At 45.8% G+C, this 20,739-nt stretch carries 18 protein-coding genes; 15 read left to right on the top strand and 3 right to left on the bottom strand.

What is annotated here, in order from left to right; genetic code table 11:
* Positions 1 to 16: 16 nt before the first annotated feature.
* From HPY28_RS01330 to HPY28_RS01280, 11 genes are all read left to right on the top strand, one after another.
* The gene (locus HPY28_RS01330) at positions 17 to 1,210 is read left to right on the top strand and encodes an acyl-CoA dehydrogenase family protein (protein WP_174229937.1); all 1,194 of its coding nucleotides are present in this window, start codon (positions 17 to 19) and stop codon (positions 1,208 to 1,210) included.
* Positions 1,211 to 1,265: 55 nt separating this feature from the next.
* Positions 1,266 to 2,870, top strand: a complete 1,605-nt coding sequence (locus HPY28_RS01325) for a long-chain-fatty-acid--CoA ligase (RefSeq protein WP_174229936.1) — start codon at positions 1,266 to 1,268, stop codon at positions 2,868 to 2,870.
* A complete protein-coding gene (locus HPY28_RS01320) occupies positions 2,867 to 3,274 on the top strand; it encodes an FAS1-like dehydratase domain-containing protein (RefSeq protein ID WP_174229935.1) in 408 nt (135 codons plus the stop codon). The genes HPY28_RS01325 and HPY28_RS01320 overlap by 4 nt, the downstream gene beginning before the upstream one ends.
* Positions 3,275 to 3,287: 13 nt before the next feature.
* On the top strand, positions 3,288 to 3,668 hold the full coding sequence (locus HPY28_RS01315; RefSeq protein WP_173621768.1) for a MaoC/PaaZ C-terminal domain-containing protein: 381 nt from the start codon (positions 3,288 to 3,290) through the stop codon (positions 3,666 to 3,668).
* Between the two features lie 18 nt (positions 3,669 to 3,686).
* Positions 3,687 to 4,931, top strand: a complete 1,245-nt coding sequence (locus HPY28_RS01310) for an acyl-CoA dehydrogenase family protein (protein ID WP_174229934.1) — start codon at positions 3,687 to 3,689, stop codon at positions 4,929 to 4,931.
* Positions 4,932 to 4,946: 15 nt separating this feature from the next.
* Positions 4,947 to 5,690, top strand: coding sequence for an SDR family NAD(P)-dependent oxidoreductase (locus HPY28_RS01305; protein WP_017248424.1), 744 nt, complete (start codon positions 4,947 to 4,949; stop codon positions 5,688 to 5,690).
* A gap of 2 nt (positions 5,691 to 5,692) precedes the next feature.
* Positions 5,693 to 6,151, top strand: coding sequence for a MaoC family dehydratase (locus tag HPY28_RS01300; protein ID WP_035291153.1), 459 nt, complete (start codon positions 5,693 to 5,695; stop codon positions 6,149 to 6,151).
* Between the two features lie 28 nt (positions 6,152 to 6,179).
* Entirely contained in the window at positions 6,180 to 7,331 is a 1,152-nt protein-coding gene (locus HPY28_RS01295; RefSeq protein WP_017248426.1) for an acyl-CoA dehydrogenase family protein, read from the top strand.
* Positions 7,332 to 7,367: 36 nt separating this feature from the next.
* Positions 7,368 to 8,183, top strand: coding sequence for an SDR family NAD(P)-dependent oxidoreductase (locus HPY28_RS01290; protein WP_173621772.1), 816 nt, complete (start codon positions 7,368 to 7,370; stop codon positions 8,181 to 8,183).
* Between the two features lie 85 nt (positions 8,184 to 8,268).
* The gene (locus HPY28_RS01285; protein WP_173621773.1) at positions 8,269 to 10,314 is read left to right on the top strand and encodes a heterodisulfide reductase-related iron-sulfur binding cluster; all 2,046 of its coding nucleotides are present in this window, start codon (positions 8,269 to 8,271) and stop codon (positions 10,312 to 10,314) included.
* A gap of 208 nt (positions 10,315 to 10,522) precedes the next feature.
* Positions 10,523 to 11,371: a VOC family protein gene (locus tag HPY28_RS01280; RefSeq protein WP_174229933.1), complete on the top strand. Its 849-nt coding sequence runs from the start codon at positions 10,523 to 10,525 to the stop codon at positions 11,369 to 11,371.
* Positions 11,372 to 11,500: 129 nt separating this feature from the next.
* Here HPY28_RS01280 and HPY28_RS01275 read toward each other — a convergent pair whose 3' ends face one another.
* Positions 11,501 to 12,130, bottom strand: coding sequence for a hypothetical protein (locus tag HPY28_RS01275; protein WP_174229932.1), 630 nt, complete (start codon positions 12,128 to 12,130; stop codon positions 11,501 to 11,503).
* 432 nt (positions 12,131 to 12,562) lie between these two features.
* Here HPY28_RS01275 and HPY28_RS01270 point away from each other — a divergent pair, with 432 nt between their 5' ends.
* Together HPY28_RS01270 and HPY28_RS01265 are read left to right on the top strand one after the other, a co-directional pair.
* Positions 12,563 to 14,041: an Lsa family ABC-F type ribosomal protection protein gene (locus HPY28_RS01270; protein WP_017248431.1), complete on the top strand. Its 1,479-nt coding sequence runs from the start codon at positions 12,563 to 12,565 to the stop codon at positions 14,039 to 14,041.
* A 162-nt stretch (positions 14,042 to 14,203) separates the two neighbouring features.
* Complete coding sequence (locus HPY28_RS01265; protein ID WP_017248432.1) at positions 14,204 to 14,794, top strand: dihydrofolate reductase family protein; 591 nt, start codon at positions 14,204 to 14,206, stop codon at positions 14,792 to 14,794.
* Positions 14,795 to 14,855: 61 nt separating this feature from the next.
* Here HPY28_RS01265 and HPY28_RS01260 read toward each other — a convergent pair whose 3' ends face one another.
* Both HPY28_RS01260 and HPY28_RS01255 read right to left on the bottom strand, forming a co-directional pair.
* Positions 14,856 to 15,821: a DHH family phosphoesterase gene (locus tag HPY28_RS01260; RefSeq protein ID WP_017248433.1), complete on the bottom strand. Its 966-nt coding sequence runs from the start codon at positions 15,819 to 15,821 to the stop codon at positions 14,856 to 14,858.
* Positions 15,822 to 15,907: 86 nt separating this feature from the next.
* Positions 15,908 to 17,920 (bottom strand): sigma-54 interaction domain-containing protein, encoded by a 2,013-nt coding sequence (locus tag HPY28_RS01255; protein ID WP_017248434.1) that lies wholly within the window; start codon positions 17,918 to 17,920, stop codon positions 15,908 to 15,910.
* Between the two features lie 248 nt (positions 17,921 to 18,168).
* On the opposite strand from HPY28_RS01255, the gene HPY28_RS01250 reads away from it, so the two are divergent.
* Together HPY28_RS01250 and nikB are read left to right on the top strand one after the other, a co-directional pair.
* A complete protein-coding gene (locus tag HPY28_RS01250; RefSeq protein WP_035291157.1) occupies positions 18,169 to 19,779 on the top strand; it encodes a glutathione ABC transporter substrate-binding protein in 1,611 nt (536 codons plus the stop codon).
* 29 nt (positions 19,780 to 19,808) lie between these two features.
* Entirely contained in the window at positions 19,809 to 20,729 is a 921-nt protein-coding gene (nikB, locus tag HPY28_RS01245) for a nickel ABC transporter permease (RefSeq protein WP_017248436.1), read from the top strand.
* The last annotated feature ends 10 nt before the right edge of the window (positions 20,730 to 20,739 follow it).

Genomic DNA, 20,739 nt, shown 5'->3' with positions numbered 1-20,739 from the left:
ATCGGAGGGATGATTCATGTCTCAAACCATTCCAGCATCGAAACCAGCGACGTTCGATTTATTCAAAAGAAATCGACCTTTTCTCACGCAAGAGCATGAAATGTTTCGCACTTCTCTTCGCAAGTTTTTGGAAAAGGAAGCCGTACCGAATATTGAGAAATGGGAGGAAGAGCAATTCACTCCACGCGAGTTTTATCAAAAAATGGGCGAACAAGGATTCCTCTGCCCGCAAGTTGCTCCTGAGTACGGCGGACTTGGACTCGATTTTGGCTTTAATATGGTTCTGGCCGAAGAATTGAGTCGGGTTGGAGTAGGCGGCTTAGCAAGTATGAGCAGTTCGATCATCGTTCCCTATTTGGAACGCTATGGTACCGAGGAGCAGAAGAAAAAGTACTTGCCCAAATGCGTATCTGGCGAGATTACGACAGCGATCGGCATGACGGAACCAGGCATCGGCTCCGACTTGGCGGGAATGCGGACAACAGCCGTGCGAGATGGAGACCACTACATCATGCATGGGCAAAAAACGTTCATCTCCAATGGATTCAATGCAGGGCTGTTCTTCATTTGCGTCAAGACAGACCCAACTGCCACTCCTGCTCACAAGGGGATCAGCATCCTCTTGGTTGAGGACGATACACCTGGTTTTTCTCGCGGTCGCAAATTGAAGAAATTGGGGCAGCATTCTACTGATACGGCAGAGCTGATCTTCGAGGAGGCACGTGTCCCTGTATCCAATCTGCTTGGTGAGGAAGGCAAGGGCTTTTACTATTTGATGGATAAGCTGCAACAAGAGCGGATCATGATTGCAATCGGGGCTTTGGCTGTTGCCGAAGAAATGCTAAAGTCGACGATGGCTTATGTAAAGGAAAGACATGCTTTCGGAAAACCGATCAGTTCCTTTCAAAACACTCAGTTCGAAATTGCCGAAATGGCGACCGAAGTCACCATGGCACAGACCTTTCTCGATGATCTGACAAACCGGCATATGAAGGGCGAAAATGTAACGACGCAAGTCTCCATGGCAAAGTGGTCGATTACCGAAATGGCGCGGCGTATGTCCGCCCGATGCCTACAGCTTCATGGCGGCTACGGCTTCATGGAAGAGTACTCTATTGCCCGCCGCTATCGAGATGTCGCTGTCATGCCGATCTACGGTGGTACGACAGAAATTATGAAAAACATTATCGCGAAAAATCTCGGGTTGTAGGCAAAAAACTGTTAGACTTAACCACCTGAAAATCGCTTTAGGAGGAGAAGTTAGCATGAAGGAAGCTGAGATTCGACCCTGGCATGCGTTTTATCCAGACGGAGTTTCCCCCCTCGTGGAAATTCCGTCCATCTCCTTGTATGAATTTTTCAAGCGGACGGCAAGTCAATATCCCGATGAAAAAGCAGTAATAGACGGAGGAAAAACGTTTACCTACTCCCAATTGAAAGAGGTCGTGGATCGGCTGGCAGCAGCCCTCCAGCACCGGGGTTTTCAAAAGGGAGATCGACTAGCCATCATGCTACCCAACAGCGTCGAGTATGTGATTTCCTTATTCGCTATACTCCGATTGGGCGGAATCGTGGTACAGGTAAATCCGATGTATACGACTCACGAACTGAAGCACATCCTAGAAGATTCCGGTGCGATTTTGTTCGTGAGCGAGGGCGTGCAAGGAGACAAACTGGAGCAAACCGGAATGGCTGAATCGATCACCTTCCTTCAAGTTGACACTCTATCCGATGAGAGCGGAACCTTCTACCAATGGATTTCGGAAAACCACGCAGACGCAACAAATGTGGAGATTGCGCCAAGTGAAGATGTAGCACTTCTGCAATATACAGGTGGAACGACTGGTCGCTCAAAGGGTGTCATGCTCACTCACGCCAATCTGATCAGCAATGTTTTTCAGAACTTTCCTGTCATTTCAAAGCAATTGCAAATCCCCGGCGAAAGATTGTTAGGTATTGCACCTTTGTTTCATATATTTGGCATCGTGACCTTGAACAGAATCATGATGTTAGCGGGCACGTATATCATTGTGCGTCGTTTCAAAGTCGATCAAGCATTAGAAGTCATCCGTCAGTATCGCCCGACCATTTTTCCGGGCATGCCTACCCTCTATGTTGCGCTGCTGCAACATCCAGACTTGAAAAAAGATGACCTATCCAGCTTCAAACTGTGCCAATCCGGAACAGCGCCATTGCCAATCGAGGTGGCGCAGCAATTCAAGCGAAAAACCGGACTGAACATCATAGAAGGGTATGGTTTGTCAGAGGGTCTGGTCACACATGGCACACCGACTGCAGGCGCCATACGAGTAGGGACGATTGGCATTCCGCTCCCAGAGTGTGATGCAAAGATCGTGGATGTAGTAACAGGCAAGCACGAATTGCCCCCAGGCGAAACCGGGGAATTGATTGTCAAAGCGCCAAGCATCATGAAGGGATATTGGCGAAATCCACAGGAAACAGCGGCTGTATTGAAGGACGGATGGCTCTTCACGGGTGACTTGGCAACGATGGGGGAAGATGGCTTCTTTTCGATTGTGGGACGAAAAAAAGAGATGATCATCGCAAGCGGCTACAACGTATATCCCTCGGAAATTGAAGAAGTACTTTACCAGCATGAGGCAGTCAGCGAGGCTTGCGTTTTCGGCATACCAGACGAATACCGAGGAGAAACGGTAAAAGCGGTCATCGTACGGAAGTATCCAGATGTCACGGAAGAGGAGATTCTCGAGTGGTGTCATCAAAGGCTGGCTCGTTATAAAGTACCGCGCGTCATCCAATTTCGAGATGAGCTGCCAAAATCGGCTGTCGGGAAAATTCTCCGCAGAGTTTTGGTGGACGAAGAAGTTAGAGCGGGAGGAGACTCATGAACAAACAAAAAGACGATCGAGTTGGGATCAAGCTAGAACCCTTTACTTATAAAGTGGAGCGATGCAAAGTCAGGGAGCTATTATGCGCACTCGATAATAATCAGTCCGTTGACGTAGAGGACGGGTTCATTCCCCCAACTTTTCCTACTATCATCGAATTTTGGGGTACGCAAAAGTCCATTTCGAAGATTTTGGGTCTGAAAATTGAAAAACTTCTCCATGGAGGACAGGAATATGAGTACCGAGACAAAATCAGAATCGGGGATGACATAACTGTTTATGGAGAAGTGGAGGACGTATACACAAAAGCGGCCATGACCTTCGTTGTCATCAAAAAAGAGTTCGTCAATCAACATGGTGAAACCGTCGTCGTTGGACGCTCGACCATCATCGAAAGGCACTAGGGGGTGAATGAACATGATCGGTAAACCATTCGAACCGCTTTATAAAGAGGAAATCACACATAGCCAACTCGTACGATATGCCGGGGCCTCAGGTGATTTCAATCCTATTCATACGGTAGTGCCCGTTGCCGAAGAAGTAGGGCTTGGTGGCGTCATCGCACACGGCATGATGGTCATGGGCTTTGTCGGGCAAGCCATCCATACGTGGTTTCATGCAGATGATCTCCTGAAGTTCTCCGTTCGGTTTCGAGGCATGACGCGACCAGGAGAAAAAATCATCGTTAAAGGCTCCGTAGTAGCTGAAAAGGAAGATCGTTGGCTATGTGAAGCAGAAGCTGTCAATGAAGGAGGAGAAGTAAAGGTTAGTGCCCAGTTTGAAGTTAGAAAAGGATAACAGGGGAGGATATCAATCATGATCAGCTTTCAGGTTTCTGAAGAAAACAAAGAGGTAATCTCCGCGATTTATCGATTCGTTGAAGTAGAAATTGAACCGCTTCGCAAGAAATATCAAAAAGAGCTGGAAAATGAAAGATATTTTTACGACGAAAACGGCTTGTATTCACCTGGGATACAAGAAGCGTTGCAACAAGTTCGCTTAAAATCAGCAGAAGCTGGATTTTACACGATGTTTGGTGATCCTGAGCTGGGGGGAACGGGAGATGAATTTGGACCTATTGCTGTTGCGTTGATTCATGAAGCCATCTTGAAAAAATACGGGCTAGACCCACTAGTCATGGAGATTTTCCCTGCTGGTCTGTTTACGGGGGGACTGACACCAGTGCTGTTGGGCATGCACCCTGATACCAAGGCAGAGCTTTTACCCAGTATCGCAAAAGGTGAGGCTACCTTATGCTTTGGTCTGAGTGAACCAGACGCAGGCTCAGATGTATGGGCAATCAAAACGAAAGCGGTGAAGGATGGTGACTACTGGATTCTGAATGGTACGAAGCAGTGGATTACGAATGCGCATTACGCCAAATACGCGATTATTTTCGCTGTGACTGATCCGGAATTGGTGGAAAAAAGAAAGGGTGGAATTACCTGCTTCCTTGTCCCGTTTGATGGAAAAACATGTGTAGCTACCTCATCTATTCCGTATATGGGACACTTAGGCTCTCGCATAGGCATCATCTCCATGGAAAATGCGAGAGTACATGAAAAGTTTATTATCGGGGATTTGCATCAAGGGTTCGGCAAAGCCTTGCACGGCGTTGATCTCGGAAGGATCGTCATGGCAGCATTATGTGTGGGTGCAGCACAATGGGCGTTGGACAAAGCGATCCAATACGCCAATGAACGAAAGACGTTTGGCGTCACGATTGGGAACCATCAGGCGATCCAAATCATGCTTGCAGATTGCGCGATGGAGATCTATGCGGCTCGAAATATGCTGCTTCACTGCGCTTGGAAAATGGAAAATCAAGAAAAGCTCCCGCTTAAGGAAATCTCGATGATCAAAGCTTATTGCACAGAAATGGTGCAAAACGTCGTCGATCGGTGCATGCAAATCCACGGCGGCATGGGCTTAACGAATGAGATGAAGCTGGAAAAAGTATGGAGATGGGCGAGAACCTTGCGAATTCCTGACGGTACGACGGAAATTCAAAAGCGTACGATTGCCAGACGCTTGCTCCAAGGCGATCAAAGCTTTCAGTAGAAATGGAGGAACTAAATGAGATTTCAAGGGAAAGTAGCTATCGTCACTGGCGCAGGAAAAGGAATTGGCAAATCGATCATCCAAAAATTCGCCCAGGAGGGAGCACTGGTTACCGTAGCAGATATTCATAGCCAACTTTGTGAAGAGACTGCTTTCGAAATCAATCGGGCTGGGGGACGTGCCATCACTTCGGTAGTGGATGTAACTAAATCCGAGGATACTGAAAAGTTAATCGAAAAGACCGTACAGGTGTATGGCAGAGTGGACATACTCATCAACAACGCAGGAATCGTACGGGATATGAAAATCACAGACATGCATGAGGATGATTGGAATCAAGTACTGGATGTATGTCTGAAAGGTGCCTTCCTTTGCGCGAAATATGCTGCGCCATATATGATCGAGCAACAATACGGGAAGATTGTCAATATTTCATCCCGCGCCTACCTGGGGAATCCAGGCCAAGCAAACTACTCCTCCGCAAAAGCAGGAATCATTGGCTTAACCCGATCACTTGCCAAGGAGCTAGGAAAGCACAACATAAATGTGAATGCGATTGCACCTGGTCTTATTGAAACAGAGACGTTAAAAAGCCATCCCAAATACGAAAAGATCAAGGAACTGCAAAAAAGAGACACGCCGATTCCACGAGTTGGCTTACCTGAGGATGTAGCGAACGCCGTCTTGTTTTTCGCTTCTGACGAGTCTTCCTATATTTCAGGTGATATTCTGCATGTGACCGGAGGACGATTCGGTTGAATATGTCAGAACAAATCTTATATTTTGAAGACTTTGAGGTAGGAACATGCTTTACATCCCCTGCTCGAACCATTACGGAAGCAGATGTGGTTAATTTTGCTGGTTTGTCAGGGGACTATAACGCACTCCATGTGGACGCGGAATACGCCAAGAGCTCGATTTATGGTGAACGGGTTGCTCATGGTCTGTTAGGATTGGCTGTTTCCTCTGGATTGTTTACGAGGACGGAGCTGAATAGAAGGATGGCCCCGTCCCTGATTGCGTTGTTAGGTATTCAATCCTGGCGATTTCTCGGACCGCTCAAAATAGGCGACACCATCCATTTGGAAGTCGAAATTGTAGAAAAAGAAGAAACGAGCAAGCCTGATCGTGGAATCGTCTTTTTCAAACGCAAAATGCTCAATCAGCGAGGAGAGGTTGTCCAAGAGGGAACCACGCCGATGTTGATCCGAAGAAAGTAGACCAACCTGATACAAAGAGGTGAACATAATGTCTCTTGCATTAACCGATGAGCAAACGATGATTCGAGATACGGTGCGCAAATTTTTGGAAAAAGAAATATTTCCAATGGTAGATAGCTATGAGAAGTCAGGCAAAGCAGTATCAAAAGAAATTGTGCAACGACTTGTTCCTTTTGGGTATCTCGGGGGGCAACTGCCTGAGGAAGCAGGTGGCCACGGGCTTACTTACACGACGTACTTCACGATGATCGAGGAGCTATCAAGAGTCTGGCCGTCGTTGCGCGCAACAGTGGGACTCTCCAACTCGGTGTTGACGCACATTTACGAATACGGAACAGAAGAACAACGTAAGCAGTTTTTAGGACCATTACTGAAGGGTGAAAAATTTGGGTTCTTTGCCTTGACTGAGCCGAATGTCGGTTCCGATACATCCAGCATTCAAACCCGGGCAGAGCGACGAGGAGACAAATGGGTCCTGAATGGCTCCAAAATGTTTATCACCAACGGAGTAGAAGGGGAAATCGGCATCGTCATTGCCCAAACGGACAAATCCAAAGGGAATAAAGGTATTGCCGCTTTCATCATTGAAAAAGAAATCTCTCCTTATCAAGCCAAGCCGATTGAAAAAATGGGAACAACGAGCTGCCCGTTTGCTGAGCTCATTTTCGAAGATTGTGAGATTCCGGCAGAAAACCTGCTGGGTACCGTCGGAGATGGTTTGAGACAGGGGCTGAAATTCCTCAATGGAGCAAGGGCGATGGTTGCCTTTATCTCCACTGGAATTGCTCAAGCATGTGTAGACGCTTCCGTGAAGTATGCCAAGGAACGCGTTCAATTCGGTAAACCGATCGGTAGCTTTCAACTGATCCAAGCCAAAATCAGTGAAATGGTGACGCTGACGAGTGCTATGCGTCTGCTCGGTCTCCAAGCGAGTCATTTACTCGATGAAGGAAAACCATGCAAAGTAGAATGCTCGATGGCCAAATACTTCGCGACTGAAAAGGTACTGAAAGTCGCAGAAGAAGCGTTGCAAATTCACGGTGGCTACGGCTATACAAAAGAATTTCCGGTTGAACGCTACTACCGTGATATCCGTTATTTTACGATCGCGGAAGGAACAAATGAGATTCAAAAACTGATCATGGGAAGAGAGATCCTAGGGATATCAGCATTTTCATAAAGGGGAGTTCATTTTACATACCAAAAGGAGGTCTCTATGAAGAACATGCTAGAAAATCAAGTGGCAATCGTTACAGGGTCAGGACGCGGTGTTGGAAGAGAAACAGCCTTGATGCTTGCAGAACAGGGTGCTCGCGTTGTCGTTAGCGATAAAGACGAAGCACCAGCAGCCGAAGTCGTCTCGGAAATCAAGCAAAAAGGCGGAGAAGCGGTCTTGTTTTGCGGGGATGTAACGGAAGCAGATTTCGCGAAAAAGATAACCGAAACAACCATCTCCGAATTTGGAAGACTAGACATTTTAGTCAACAATGCCGGACTTACCTTAGATAACATGATTCATAACATGACGGATGAACAATTTTATACCATTCTGGATATCCATCTCGTGGCGCCTTTCCGTCTGATCCGCGAAGCAGCCCCCTATATGCGGGATGCAGCCAAAGAAGAGATCGAACAAGGCATTGTTCATCACAGAAAAATTATCAACGTTTCTTCCGTAGCCGGAATCCGGGGGAATGTGGGACAAGCCAATTATGCATCTGCCAAGGCAGGCGTTATCGGTTTAACAAAAGTCGTTGCCCTTGAGTGGGGAAAATTCAACATCAATGCTAACGCGGTTGCCTTTGGCTTTATTGATACACGACTGACAAAACCGAAGGAAGAGGCTGAGGTCATAGACGGGGTACAGCTAGGCATTCCGGAGAAAGTCCGAAATATGTTTATCGATAAAATTCCGCAGAAGCGTCCTGGAGATGCGAAGGAAGCTGCCGCTGGCATTTTGTATTTGGCTTCTCCGCTCTCCAATTATGTCAACGGCCAAGTCCTGCAAATCAACGGCGGTTCTTATACGTAAGGAGAGAGTAGGCTTCCCAAGCATATCATTGGCGCATGAAAAGTCGCTCCGATTATATGCCTGTCTGACTTGAGGAGGTTCATCTATGTTATCCTTCCTAAACTTTGTAGCATTTCTCGCCATAACAGGGTATGCCACATACTTATTCGTACAAATCGTGTACAGTCGAATCGTCTTTATCAAGCTCGGCAAAAAAGCGAACCTGAAAAAGGATGCTGCGATACGGGTCAATGAATTTCTCACGCAAGTATTCGGCCAAACCAAGCTGCTGAAAGACCCGAAAAGCGGTGTCATGCATATCATCATGTTTTATGGCTTCATCATTCTTCAGTTTGGGGCGATTGAACTCATTATCAAAGGGTTCGTCAAGGGCTTTGAATACCCGATGGGAGAGGCTCACAAGTTTTTCAGTCTCAGTCAGGAGATTACGACTTTTCTCGTGCTTCTGGCAGTTGGGTATGCCTACTATCGACGCTATATCGAGAAAGTAAAGCGTTTGAAACGAGGGTTTAAATCGGGGCTCGTGATTATCTTTTTAACAACACTGATGCTTTCGATTTTCTTTACCTTGGCCTTTGAGCATCTTTGGTTGGAAGGATCAGGTGGGTCGTATGCTCCCATCTCATCGTTAATCGCTAGCTTGTTCGCTGGCATGCGCCCTGAAATAGCTGGTGCACTGTTCTATCTGTTTTGGTGGGTTCATCTACTTACGCTACTTGCGTTTATGGTCTATGTCCCGCAATCGAAGCACGCGCATGTACTATTCGCGCCTGTAAATATCATGTTGCGCGATACAAAACCTGTTGGGAAGCTCACATCCATTGATTTTGAGGATGAAAAGCAAGAGACTTATGGTGTCGGAAAGATCGAGGATTTCCGGCAAAATCAGTTGATCGACCTGTACGCCTGTGTAGAATGTGGCAGATGTACCAGTATGTGTCCTGCTTCAGGTACAGGCAAAACGTTATCGCCGATGGATCTGATTGTGAAAATGCGCGATCATTTGACGGAAAAAGGCTCAGCGATTACATCACGTACAGCATGGATGCCATCCTTTGTGTTTGCGCAGGTAAAAGGGAGCTTTCCGATGCACGATGAAGTGGCTGTTACCGCAGAACAAGCTCCCGCGCTGATCGGAGATGTCATTACAGAAGAAGAGCTATGGGCTTGTACGACGTGCAGAAATTGCGAGGACCAATGTCCGGTAGCGAATGAGCATGTGGAAAAAATGATTGATATGCGCCGTTATCTCGTGTTAACGGAAGGCAGTATGCCGCATGAAGCATCTCGCTATTTCCAAAATATCGAACGACAAAGCAATCCGTGGGGGATTAACCGTAAAGAACGGTTGAAGTGGCGAGAGGGGCGGGAAGACATCCATGTGCCTACCGTGAGTGAGGTAGAGGAGTTCGAATATTTGTTCTTTGTCGGCTCCATGGGATCGTTTGATCTTCGCAGCCAAAAGATCGCACAGGCTTTCGTCAAAATTATGAATACGGCAGGTATTTCCTTTGCTGTTCTGGGCAATGAGGAACGCAATTCCGGGGATACAGCCCGCCGGATGGGAAACGAGTTTTTATTCCAGCAGCTCTGCCAGGAAAACATCGCGAACTTCCAAGGATATGGCGTAAAGAAGATCGTCACGATTTGCCCACATACGTACAACACGTTTAAGCATGAATATCCAGAATTCGGTTTGGAGGCAGAAGTCTATCATCATACAGAATTGATCTGGAAGTGGATGCAGGAAGGGCGGATCAAGCCGACGAAGGAAGTCGAAGAATCCATTGCTTATCACGACTCCTGTTACATTGGGCGCTATAACGATATTTACGATATCCCGCGGCAAATCCTTACCCACATTCCGGGCGTTCAAGTGTTGGAGATGGCGCGCAACAAACAAGATGCGATGTGCTGCGGGGCAGGCGGCGGGATGATGTGGATGGAAGAAACACAAGGAAAACGGGTAAATATTGAGCGTACGGAGCAGGCACTCCGTCTGAATCCAACGACAATCGGCAGTAACTGTCCATACTGTCTCACGATGATGAGTGACGGGACAAAGGCAAAGGAGATGGAGCATCTCGTCAAAACGTTGGACATTGCAGAAATCGTGGAGAAAGCGATCTAAAAGAACGACGAAAAAAGAGCGAGAGACCGCTCTTTTTTTATTTGGGGAGGATTTTTCGTGACAATTGGCATTAGATATAATATAGTAACTTTATTACAAATCGTAAGTTAAAAACGCACCTTCACCATTGAATAGAGACGGTCTTTTATGGTCAGCTTGACAGTAGTACGAAGAACGCTCATTTGTATAAACGAGGAGGAACACGCTTATGAAATTTCATCAAAGTCCCCATACGTTTGTCCGACAAGTCAATCTCAAGGTGCAAAACCTGGATCGCTCCCTGGCTTATTATCAGGAAGTGATCGGATTCAAAATCTTGAACCAATCTGCCACAAAGGCGGAACTGACAACTGACGGCAAAACCGTGTTGCTCTCCATCGAACAACTGAATGATGCATTACCAAAACAAAATCATACGACAGGTTTGTATCATTTTGCGCTCTTGTTGCCAAAACGCTCTGATTTGGCAAACGTAGTGAGACACTTCTCTGCGTTGAATATGCGTATCGGGTCTTCGGATCATCTCGTTAGTGAAGCGCTATACTTATCGGACCCGGATGGAAATGGGATTGAAATTTATGCCGATCGTGATTCTGATCAATGGAGCTGGCATGCGGGCACCGTAGACATGGCAACGGAACCATTGAATTTTACAGATTTGTTGTCCAGTGGGGAAGAAAGCGCGTGGAAGGGTCTGCCTGCTGGTACCATCATGGGACATATTCATCTGCATGTATCGAGGTTGAATGAAGCTGAACATTTTTATACCAAAGGACTTGGCTTTGAGGTAGTGAACCGATATGGAGCACAGGCACTGTTCATTTCCACTGGAAAGTACCATCATCATATCGCGTTGAACACGTGGGCGGGTGTGGGTGCTCCACCGCCACATCCTAAGAGCCCAGGACTTGAATCGTTTGTCATGGTGTTCCCGAATGAGGAAGCGAGAAATCGTGTAATCACTCAGTTAAGAGACATCGGCGCATCAGTACAGGAGGAGAGCGGTCATTTTGTAACAGAGGATCCTTCTGGCAATCGGATTCAACTGCACATTTGATTGGAAGCCGCAGGAGAGTTTTCCTTTCGATTAACGAAAACGACCTGTGGGTTGCACGAATGGTTTTCCATCGTGCTACCTACAGGTCGTTTCATTATCTCATTTCGTAACAGATTGTATCCGTAATGATTAGTACTTTCTTGTAAGAATTCGAGAATGCTCTCCATCTACAGTGATTTCCCAGCCTCTTGGGATTTCATAAGCAAAGGCTGGCGAAGGATGCTTGACCGCTTCAATGCTGGATTCAGTAGGGATACTGGTGATATTTACGATATGTTTTTCATAGAGACTTACATTTACCACGACCCAGCCATATGGTACAGGCTGGCCGGTACCGACCCATTTATTTTCCAGCTCTTGAGGTTGGTACCGTTTTTTATTTTCATTTCTGATATCGATATAAGCTTGTCTCTTACTGTTATAACCTCGACCGATTTCTACCCAACCAGAAGGGATGTTAAAGCTTAAGCTTCTTTCCACTTGCCCATAATTAGCGCCAACAATATATTTCGCTACTTCATATCCAAGCTGTGTTCCACGATGTGGCTCTTTTTCAATCGAAATCCATCCATTCGGAAAGAAGGTATCGTATGCCACTACTAACGTATCACCGTACCGCCAGTTTCCATCAAAGATATATTTTTGTGGACGAACGTTAGAGTCTTCTCCTTTTCCTACCGCATCTGCTGCTTGAGTCGGGACGAACAGGAATGATGATGCCAAGACGAGAATACCCAAACCTCTTACTACTTTTTTCATAGCTTAACTCCTCCATATGAATGCAATAAGTAAAAAAATTTCAATAAGTATGAGAATTCAAAACAAAAATTTAAATTCCTTCTTTTTATGGAAAAAAATTCTTGGTACTAAGTGGTCGAGGGAGTCGTGTCGTCGGAATGATAAAAAGTGAAACCTGTTGAAACTAAAATTTGGATATGATACAATGCTGTTAAATTAATGACGGGAGCTGAAAGGTATAATGGATTCTTTTCTTGCCTAAAAAATAAAACAAAAAAGCGAAATCCTTCGCATGTTTTATTCTTTATACGCAAGAAAGTTACATTATCTTTTCACTCAATCAATATATCCATATCTAACTCTTGTTTGAGTTGGATTTGCTGTATTTATTTGAGCTACAAGAGAGGGTAACTTTCTTGTAGCTTTTCTATTTTGATACAGGAGGATGATTGTATGTCATTAATCAATGTAAATAACTTGACGTTTGCCTATGAAGGCAGTTTCGATAACATTTTTGAAAACGTGAGCTTCCAAATCGATACGGATTGGAAATTAGGGTTTACGGGAAGAAACGGGAGAGGGAAGACGACCTTCCTCAACCTGTTGCTTGGTAAATATGAATACAGCGGAAAGATTAGTGCGCATGTCAGCTTTGAATACTTTCCTTTCCAAGTCGAGAACAAAGAATATCTTACCATTGATATCGTTCAAGACATTGTCCCTGACTATCAGTTATGGGAATTAATGCGCGAGTTCTCCCTCTTAAAGGTTTCAGAGGATGTTCTATATCGTCCCTTTGAATCTTTGTCTAACGGGGAGCAAACGAAAGTGATGTTAGCTGCCTTATTTCTAAAGGAAAACAGTTTTTTGTTAATTGATGAGCCAACCAATCACCTCGACATGCATGCAAGGGAGCTCGTCAGTGATTATCTCCATTCCAAAAGCGGTTATATTTTGGTGTCCCACGACCGGGCATTTCTAGACAACTGTGTCGATCACATCCTGTCCATCAACAAGACGAACATCGAGGTGCAAAAAGGGAATTTCTCTGATTGGTGGGAAAATAAACAGCGACAGGATAACTATGAACTCGCTGAGAATGAGAAGCTCAAAAAAGACATTAAACGATTGTCGGACGCAGCCAAACGTACAAGCAACTGGTCAGATGCTGTGGAAAAGACGAAAAATGGAACATTGAATTCCGGTTCCAAAGTAGACAAAGGGTATATTGGCCACAAGGCTGCGAAAATGATGAAGCGCTCCAAATCGATGGAGCAAAGACAGCAATCCGCCATTGATGAAAAATCGAAGCTGCTGAAGAACATTGAAAACCAAGATAGCTTAAAAATTGCACAGCTTGCTTATCATAAAAATCAACTAGCCGAACTGGAGAAGGTCTCCATTTATTACGGAGAGAAGCTCGTATGCGCAGATGTCAACTTTACGATTGAGCAAGGCGAGCGCATTGCGCTGGCGGGAAAGAACGGTTCTGGAAAATCCAGCATTCTCAAGCTCATTTGCGGGGAGAACATCGAACAAACGGGGACCTTCAGAAAGGGGAGTCAATTGAAAATCTCGTATGTTTCTCAGGACACTTCCCATCTAAAGGGCAATCTCACTGACTTTGCGCGAGACAACGGGATCGAAGAGAGCTTGTTTAAATCAATTTTGCGCAAGCTGGATTTTTCCCGGGTGCAATTCGAGAAGGATATCTCTGCTTTTAGTGGCGGGCAGAAGAAGAAAGTTCTCATTGCGAAAAGTCTTTGCGAGAAAGCACATCTTCATATTTGGGATGAGCCGCTAAACTTTATTGACGTCATTTCTCGCATGCAAATCGAAGAGCTGCTCCTCGAACACTCGCCAACGATTCTTTTTGTGGAGCATGACAGGGAATTTTGCAATAACATCGCGACAAAGATCGTTGAACTGTAATAGGACGAAAAGCGTCTAAAAGGAAGAAGGTGGGGAAAACCGTTTCGTTTTCCTCACCTTCTTTTTTGTCGAAAGGGAAATTTGAGCAATCGAGAAGAAATACTGAGTAGTGAAATGTGGTAATTTTTAGATAATACTATATGAAAGAATGGCGGAGATCTGATGGGGAAAATAATTGCAAACGTAAGCAGCACATTGAATGGTATCTATACGGGGCCGACAGGAGAAGAGGACAATATGGTTAGCTGGGCGTTGCCTGGAATCTTGGACGCCACAGAGGATGGTCTTGCGTTCTTCCAGAAGGTCGACGCAATCTTGATGGGGCGAGTCACCTATGAAGGTTTTGCAAGCTATTGGCCGTTCCAAGAGGGTGATTGGGCTGATGCTATGAATAAGACACAAAAGTTTGTCGTAACCAATAATAGTGAGCTAACGGAAGTTCATTGGGGGGACTACGCCAATACGGTTACACTCCTTTATTCTGATGTCATGACGAAAATAAAGGAGCTAAAAAAACAAATCAAGGGTGATATCATTGTTCCTGCAAGTGCGGGTCTTGTTCAAAGTTTGATCAATGCTGATTTACTTGATGAACTTCGAATCATTATTCATCCGGTCTTAATGGGCAGCGGCAAATATTACTTTGACAACATCCATACACGTCACGACATGAAGTTGATAGAAACCAAGCTTTACGGAAAAAGTGGATCCATACAACTGCGATATGAGATCGGAGAGGCACAAGGAGAATAAAACAAAAAAAGTCCAATTTCTCATTTCACGGATGGAGAAATTGGACTGATTGTTTTTTGCTCTAATTCGTTCGTAAAGCAGGGTACACGAAAGACTTTAACGTAACGCCCGTAAAGGAACATCCAGAAGCCTTTGGATGACCGCCACCACCGTAATGCTGGGCGATCACAGACAGATTCACGTCTTCGCGAATGGTTCGAAAGCTGATTCTGCCTTTCCCAGGATCTAGCATCGCGACGAAATCAATCATTTCCGCATTCTTACATAAGAAATTGCCTGTCGTGGAGTGATATTGTTCGAGGAAAACCACACCCACTTGATACGTTTTTGGCTCGTCTAAATCGATTTCTACCGGAATCAGCTTCATTTGCTTCAGCTTTTTTTGTTCAAATTCATCGATTCGTTTTTCTTCTGTATAAATGAGGATGGATTCTACTTCGTCAAATACGAATTGATCCGTATCAGCACCTTCACCACGCAAGCGTCCCAGCACATTTTGAACAAACGTGTCTCGCTCGACCATATAGAATAAAATGTTCAGTTGATTAGCTTGTACAGTGCCGGTTGCATCCCAGTCCCACGTATCAAAGGCACGAACCAGCTCCACATAGTCAGAGAGAACGCCAGTAGGGGTCAAATATCCCTGGTTTACCAGGTAATCATAATAAAGGCTCGTTGCCGAAGTCTTTGTCCCTGATTCTTCTGTAATAACCTGTGCCCACTCGTACTTGGAAGCCAGTGGCAGGGCGGTTGGGTGATGATCGATCAAGATAAACGCATGTCCCTGATCGACTTTTTTCTGAATGAGCGTTGCGACCTCGTCATTGACACTTACATCGGTAATCACGACATACATCTCGGAGGTAAGCTCTTCTTCGACAAACTTTTGTACGTCTTGATTGACAGTGTAAGGAGTTACCCCGCGAGAATCGACTTCTTGATTGGAAAAAGCAATTTGACTCAGGATCGCACAGGATACGCCATCCAAGTCCTTATCACTGAAATGGACGATTTTTTGATGATTCATTGAGCATCTCCTTATCAAATGAGTCCAGATTTCGTAGTTCACTACCATAAATCATTTTTCCCAGGACCGCAATAGATAGACCATCTTTATTTCAATACCCTCAATCCAGCATCGGTTAACCTCGTCCCAAAAGGCCCCCGGCTTTTCACAATATATCCACGCGATTCAAGTACATCCAATCTGCTGCGAATCTGCTGCTCGCTCAGTGGCTTTGCCCAATCCTTGCTCATCTCGGTTATTTTCCGTCGATTTGGCCTTTCGCCACGTTCAGCGATGGTTTGAATACTCCGTAAGATAAGCAGCAGCTCGTCTTCTTCATCAGGAATGACCGGCGCTTCGGTATGTGAATGATCGCTTTTTAAAAAGCTATTTTCCCACGGCATGTCCTCAATTTGGATGATATCCTCGTCACAGACAGCCAGCATGTAATCGATGGTGTTCTTTAACTCCCGCACATTTCCAAACCACGGTAGGGTAGTGAGCCTCTCGATGACTTCCGGCTTGATAGTCACTTGTGGGTGTACGCTTTGTCGGATAAAATGCCGAACGAGCAGCGGGATGTCATCGGTTCGCGTTCGCAGGGAGGGGAGATCGACAAAGAGAACACGTAGCCGATGATACAAATCTTCCCGAAAAGTCCCTTGTTCGATCATATGCAGCAAATTTTTGTTAGTGGCAGCAATGATCCGAACATCGATTGGAATGATTTGGCTTCCCCCGATGCGCATAATCTCTTTTTCCTGCAGGACCCGCAGAAGTCGTGCCTGTAGCTTCAGGCTACTGTCACCGATTTCGTCCAAAAAGATCGTGCCGCCGTTTGCTTGCTCGAACAAGCCAACTTTTCCACCTTTTTTAGCCCCTGTGAATGCACCGTCATCATAGCCGAACAGCTCGCTTTCCATCAAATCCTCAGAAATGGCGCTGAAATTGACAGCGAGAAACGGCCTCTTATCCCGCAGCGATGCGTTGTGGATGGCACTCGCAAAAAGTTCCTTGCCCGTGCCGCTCTCTCCTTGGATCAGGAGGGTGAGGTCTGTTTTTGCCAGTTTTTTTGCCTTTTCCTTTGTGCGTGTGAGGATTGAGCTTTCCCCAATCATATCGTCAAATGTGTATTTGGCCACAAAGCCTTTCTTTTTCAATTCGGAGCGCAGCGATCTTTCCAACTCGATTGTCTTTCTCGCATTCTTGAACGTAGCGACGAGTGATTGGTCATTGTTTAAAGGGAAGCGGTGAACAATGACTTCAACCTCACCGAACGTAAACCAGCGATCCTCTTCCTGTGAGAGGGCAAATAAAAAGTCGATGAGCTCAGGATGATCCATGACATCACGAATATGTCTCCCAATAACACGCTTGGCAGAGACACCGAGCAGAAGGCCGAGCTCCTCATTGAAGACCGTGATCTTGCCATCTTGCGTAATTGTCAAGATCCCGTCGTTTACGCCATCCAGCACCTCATTCAAATGCTTATTCAAATCTGTGGCGATCTGGTTGGCATCAGCCAGCCGCTTGCTCAATTGAATGATTTTACGCAAATAGCGCTGAGAGATCACATCTCCTGGCCCGTTCAGTTGGAAATGGTCGAGTATTTGATGAATTGTCGAGATGTCCATCAGGCGGGGACCGATACTCACTACATCTTGAACATGGTCAGGGATTAGCTCGAACGCCCCTGGTGTCACTGCGAGATCAATTTTTTCTACGTGCGGAATGCCGGGATAATACGGTATGTAATGAATGTGGTCAATCCCCAGCTTTTTCAGTGATTCAATGGACTCCAAACATGTTTCTAAGGAGTCATTGACGTAATAAGCTTTGGTTCCAGCTGGTAAGTATAAGAGCCTGTCGATGTTTTCGTAATTGATGATCCTATTGGCGATGATGAGCTTGCAATTTGTTCCAAGGCATGCTCTTATTTTTGGCTCTTCTAATACGAGCGGGTGGGAGAGGACGACCAATTGATTATGAAGGGTTGTTGGAAGCTCCTCCTCGACGGAATAACTACTCATCCGCACATACCCGTCCATAATCTCCTGAAGTTGATTGACAAGCGCGATTCGGGTGTCTTTGCTGCCAGCTAGTAAAATGAATTCGTTCATCATGCCTTCCTCGCTTTTGGTTATTTGGGTGTGTTTGGTTGAATTAATTGCAAGAAATAACCGAATATTCTATATCGTAAACCAAATAGTATTTCATTGCACGATTAATTGATGGAGAAAACCAGCAAATATCAACGGTTCAGGACGAGGAAGCAGCATAGACTGCTGCCTATTTTTTTGGCATAGATCATGCTAATTAATTCAGTAGTTTCACTTCATTGATAGAAAGGGGAGAGATTTACGTGCAGATGAGAAGAAGAGTGAGATTACTCACAGTTAGCTTTTTGATGGCAACAGCCATGCTATCTGCCTGTACGAGCAATTCTGGTCAACCCCCGCCAACAAGCGGACCAGCGCCTGGAAATGCTCAACAACAAGAAGTACCAGCAATGGCAGTACGAAATGCGGAATTAACAGTGGCTCTTGAAGCGGAGACCACCTCACTTGATCCTTGGAATTCCACGGATAGCAACACGCTGCATATTTTGTCCACGATGTTCGAAGGATTGCTTACGCTGGATGAAAATCGGGAGGTTGTCCCTATTCTTGCAACCGATTACAAATTAAGCGCTGATGCAACTTCTCTGACTTTTCATTTACGCAAAGGAATCCTTTTTCATGACGGTTCACCCTTTGATGCAGAAGTAGTGAAAAAGAATCTGGATTACGTACGCAACAAGGAGAATGGCATGGCAAGAGCGAGCTTCTTTGGATTTATCAAGGAGGTTACTGTAGTAGACCCGTACACGATCACTGTTGTGGCGAACGAACCCAATTCTGCGATGGTTGCCTATATGGCACATCCTTCTGCCAGCTTTAAATCGCTGAAAGAATTGCAAAAAAAGATCGATGATCCGAAATACAACTTGGACCGCAATCCAGTAGGGACAGGACCCTACCAATTCCGCGAATGGAAGAACGGGCAGTTTGTGAAGGTAGCTGCCTTTGATGGTTACTGGGATAAAGAGAAGCCGGCAAAGCTAGCAGCGATTCTGTTTAAGCCTGTGACGGAGGCGAGTACGCGGGTCAATATGCTCAAAGCCAGCGAAGTAGACATTGTGACAAGTTTGCCGACCCTGGATGCGCGGAGTATGGGAACAGATCCGAATCTGGATGTTTACTCCGGTCCATCGCTCAACATGATTTATGTCGGTATGAATACAAAGCTGGATAAGTACAAGGACAAGCGGGTGAGGCAGGCGATGAACTACGCGATCAACAAAGAACAATTGATCAGTCAGGTTGCTGACGGTTTTGGCACAGCTGCCGATTCACCGCTTTCGCCATTGGTAAAAGGCTACGCGAAACAGCAAGGCTATCCGTACAACGTTGACAAAGCGAAACAGCTTTTGACAGAGGCTGGTTATCCAGATGGTTTCGCAGCTACGTTGTGGACGCGCAATTCAACGGAATTCGTCGCGATTGCTGAAAATATCAAAATGCAGCTGCAAGCTGTAGGGATCAAAGTAGAGGTGCAAGCTTACGAGAGCGGCACGCTATTTGAAAGGCTGGATGCCGGAGAGGGAACGGATCTCTATATCGGGCGATGGGGTACGGGTACAGCGGAAGCGGATTGGGGAATGCGACCGAACTTTGCATCTGACCGAATTCCACCGAACTATAATAACTCTGGCTATTATCAGAACCAACAAGTCGATCAGCTGCTAAATGAAGCATTGAAAGCAACGGCCAACAGCATGGCACAGCAAAAATACACCGAAGCACAAAAAGTCATCATGGATGAAGCCCCATGGATATTCCTGTACGTCCCGGATGTGGTGATCGCAAAACGGAAAAATGTCTTGGATGTTGGGGTTACTCTTGATACAGTTCGTCTCCAGGCTGCATACAAACAATAAGTTAGTTTTCTAAAGAGAAGGTGTAGGAAATGGCTAGATATATTTTTGGTCGCATATTGGGCATGATCCCCATTTTAGTGATCATCTCGATCCTTTCTTTTTTGTTCGTACATCTTACCCCTGGCGACCCGATCCGCATCATGTACGGTGCGGAAATGGATATGGCCACCTATGAGAAAGTAAAAGCGAATCTAGGCTTTCATGATCCACTCTATGTGCAGTACGGTCGTTATCTTCAGCAAATTTTGTCCGGCGATTTCGGTGTTTCCTATAAAACAAAGACCAATGTGTCTGACGAGATCGGTAAGCGGTTCTTATACACGCTTGGATTAACGTTTGCCGCCATGTTCTGGGCGCTGATTATAGGCCTGGTTGTCGGAATTTATTCAGCGGCTCGGCGCAAGTCGATTTGGGATCGCATCGGGATTATCTCAACCACGACGATCATTAGCATTCCGGAGTTTTGGTTCGGACTCATGCTCATGCAAATGTTTGCCGTGCAGTTGGGGTGGTTCCCAACCAGTGGCAGCGGAACCTTTGCGCACCTTCTGCTTCCGTCGATAACACTAGGATTCGGAGTGTCTGCGATCATTGCCCGCTTTACACGCTCCAGTGTCCTTGAAGTATTACAGGAAGATTTTGTACGCACAGCCAAGGCAAAAGGGCAGCGAGAGTCAGTCATCATTTGGACGCATGTATTGCGTAATGCGCTGATTCCCGTGATCACGATGACTGGGTTGCAATTTGGCTTTTTGCTCGGAGGAGCAGTCGTAGTTGAGCAAGTTTTTGCCTGGCCAGGGCTGGGATCGTATTTGATTGATTCCGTTCTCGCTCGCGATTATCCGGCCATGCAAGCGCTCATTCTGCTCTTTTCCGTCCAGTTTCTCATCGTCAATCTTCTTGTAGATATCAGCTACAGTCTTGTGAATCCGCAAATCCGTTATGAATAACAAAGAGGAG

The organism is Brevibacillus sp. HB1.2, assembly GCF_013332495.1.
Classification (GTDB): Bacteria; Bacillota; Bacilli; order Brevibacillales; family Brevibacillaceae; genus Brevibacillus; species Brevibacillus porteri.
The sequence above is the reverse complement of the archived record's forward strand: the minus strand, read 5'-3'. Positions and strand labels throughout refer to the sequence as shown.

Coding starts and splice junctions, on each gene's coding strand:
- HPY28_RS01270 (WP_017248431.1), top strand. CDS start 12,563: ATGTCATTAATCAATGTAAATAACTTGACGTTTGCCTATGAAGGCAGT.
- HPY28_RS01280 (WP_174229933.1), top strand. CDS start 10,523: ATGAAATTTCATCAAAGTCCCCATACGTTTGTCCGACAAGTCAATCTC.
- HPY28_RS01305 (WP_017248424.1), top strand. CDS start 4,947: ATGAGATTTCAAGGGAAAGTAGCTATCGTCACTGGCGCAGGAAAAGGA.
- HPY28_RS01250 (WP_035291157.1), top strand. CDS start 18,169: ATGAGAAGAAGAGTGAGATTACTCACAGTTAGCTTTTTGATGGCAACA.
- HPY28_RS01260 (WP_017248433.1), bottom strand. CDS start 15,821: ATGAATCATCAAAAAATCGTCCATTTCAGTGATAAGGACTTGGATGGC.
- HPY28_RS01295 (WP_017248426.1), top strand. CDS start 6,180: ATGTCTCTTGCATTAACCGATGAGCAAACGATGATTCGAGATACGGTG.
- HPY28_RS01255 (WP_017248434.1), bottom strand. CDS start 17,920: ATGAACGAATTCATTTTACTAGCTGGCAGCAAAGACACCCGAATCGCG.
- HPY28_RS01285 (WP_173621773.1), top strand. CDS start 8,269: ATGTTATCCTTCCTAAACTTTGTAGCATTTCTCGCCATAACAGGGTAT.
- HPY28_RS01290 (WP_173621772.1), top strand. CDS start 7,368: ATGAAGAACATGCTAGAAAATCAAGTGGCAATCGTTACAGGGTCAGGA.
- HPY28_RS01330 (WP_174229937.1), top strand. CDS start 17: ATGTCTCAAACCATTCCAGCATCGAAACCAGCGACGTTCGATTTATTC.
- HPY28_RS01320 (WP_174229935.1), top strand. CDS start 2,867: ATGAACAAACAAAAAGACGATCGAGTTGGGATCAAGCTAGAACCCTTT.
- HPY28_RS01315 (WP_173621768.1), top strand. CDS start 3,288: ATGATCGGTAAACCATTCGAACCGCTTTATAAAGAGGAAATCACACAT.
- HPY28_RS01325 (WP_174229936.1), top strand. CDS start 1,266: ATGAAGGAAGCTGAGATTCGACCCTGGCATGCGTTTTATCCAGACGGA.
- nikB (WP_017248436.1), top strand. CDS start 19,809: ATGGCTAGATATATTTTTGGTCGCATATTGGGCATGATCCCCATTTTA.
- HPY28_RS01265 (WP_017248432.1), top strand. CDS start 14,204: ATGGGGAAAATAATTGCAAACGTAAGCAGCACATTGAATGGTATCTAT.
- HPY28_RS01300 (WP_035291153.1), top strand. CDS start 5,693: ATGTCAGAACAAATCTTATATTTTGAAGACTTTGAGGTAGGAACATGC.
- HPY28_RS01310 (WP_174229934.1), top strand. CDS start 3,687: ATGATCAGCTTTCAGGTTTCTGAAGAAAACAAAGAGGTAATCTCCGCG.
- HPY28_RS01275 (WP_174229932.1), bottom strand. CDS start 12,130: ATGAAAAAAGTAGTAAGAGGTTTGGGTATTCTCGTCTTGGCATCATCA.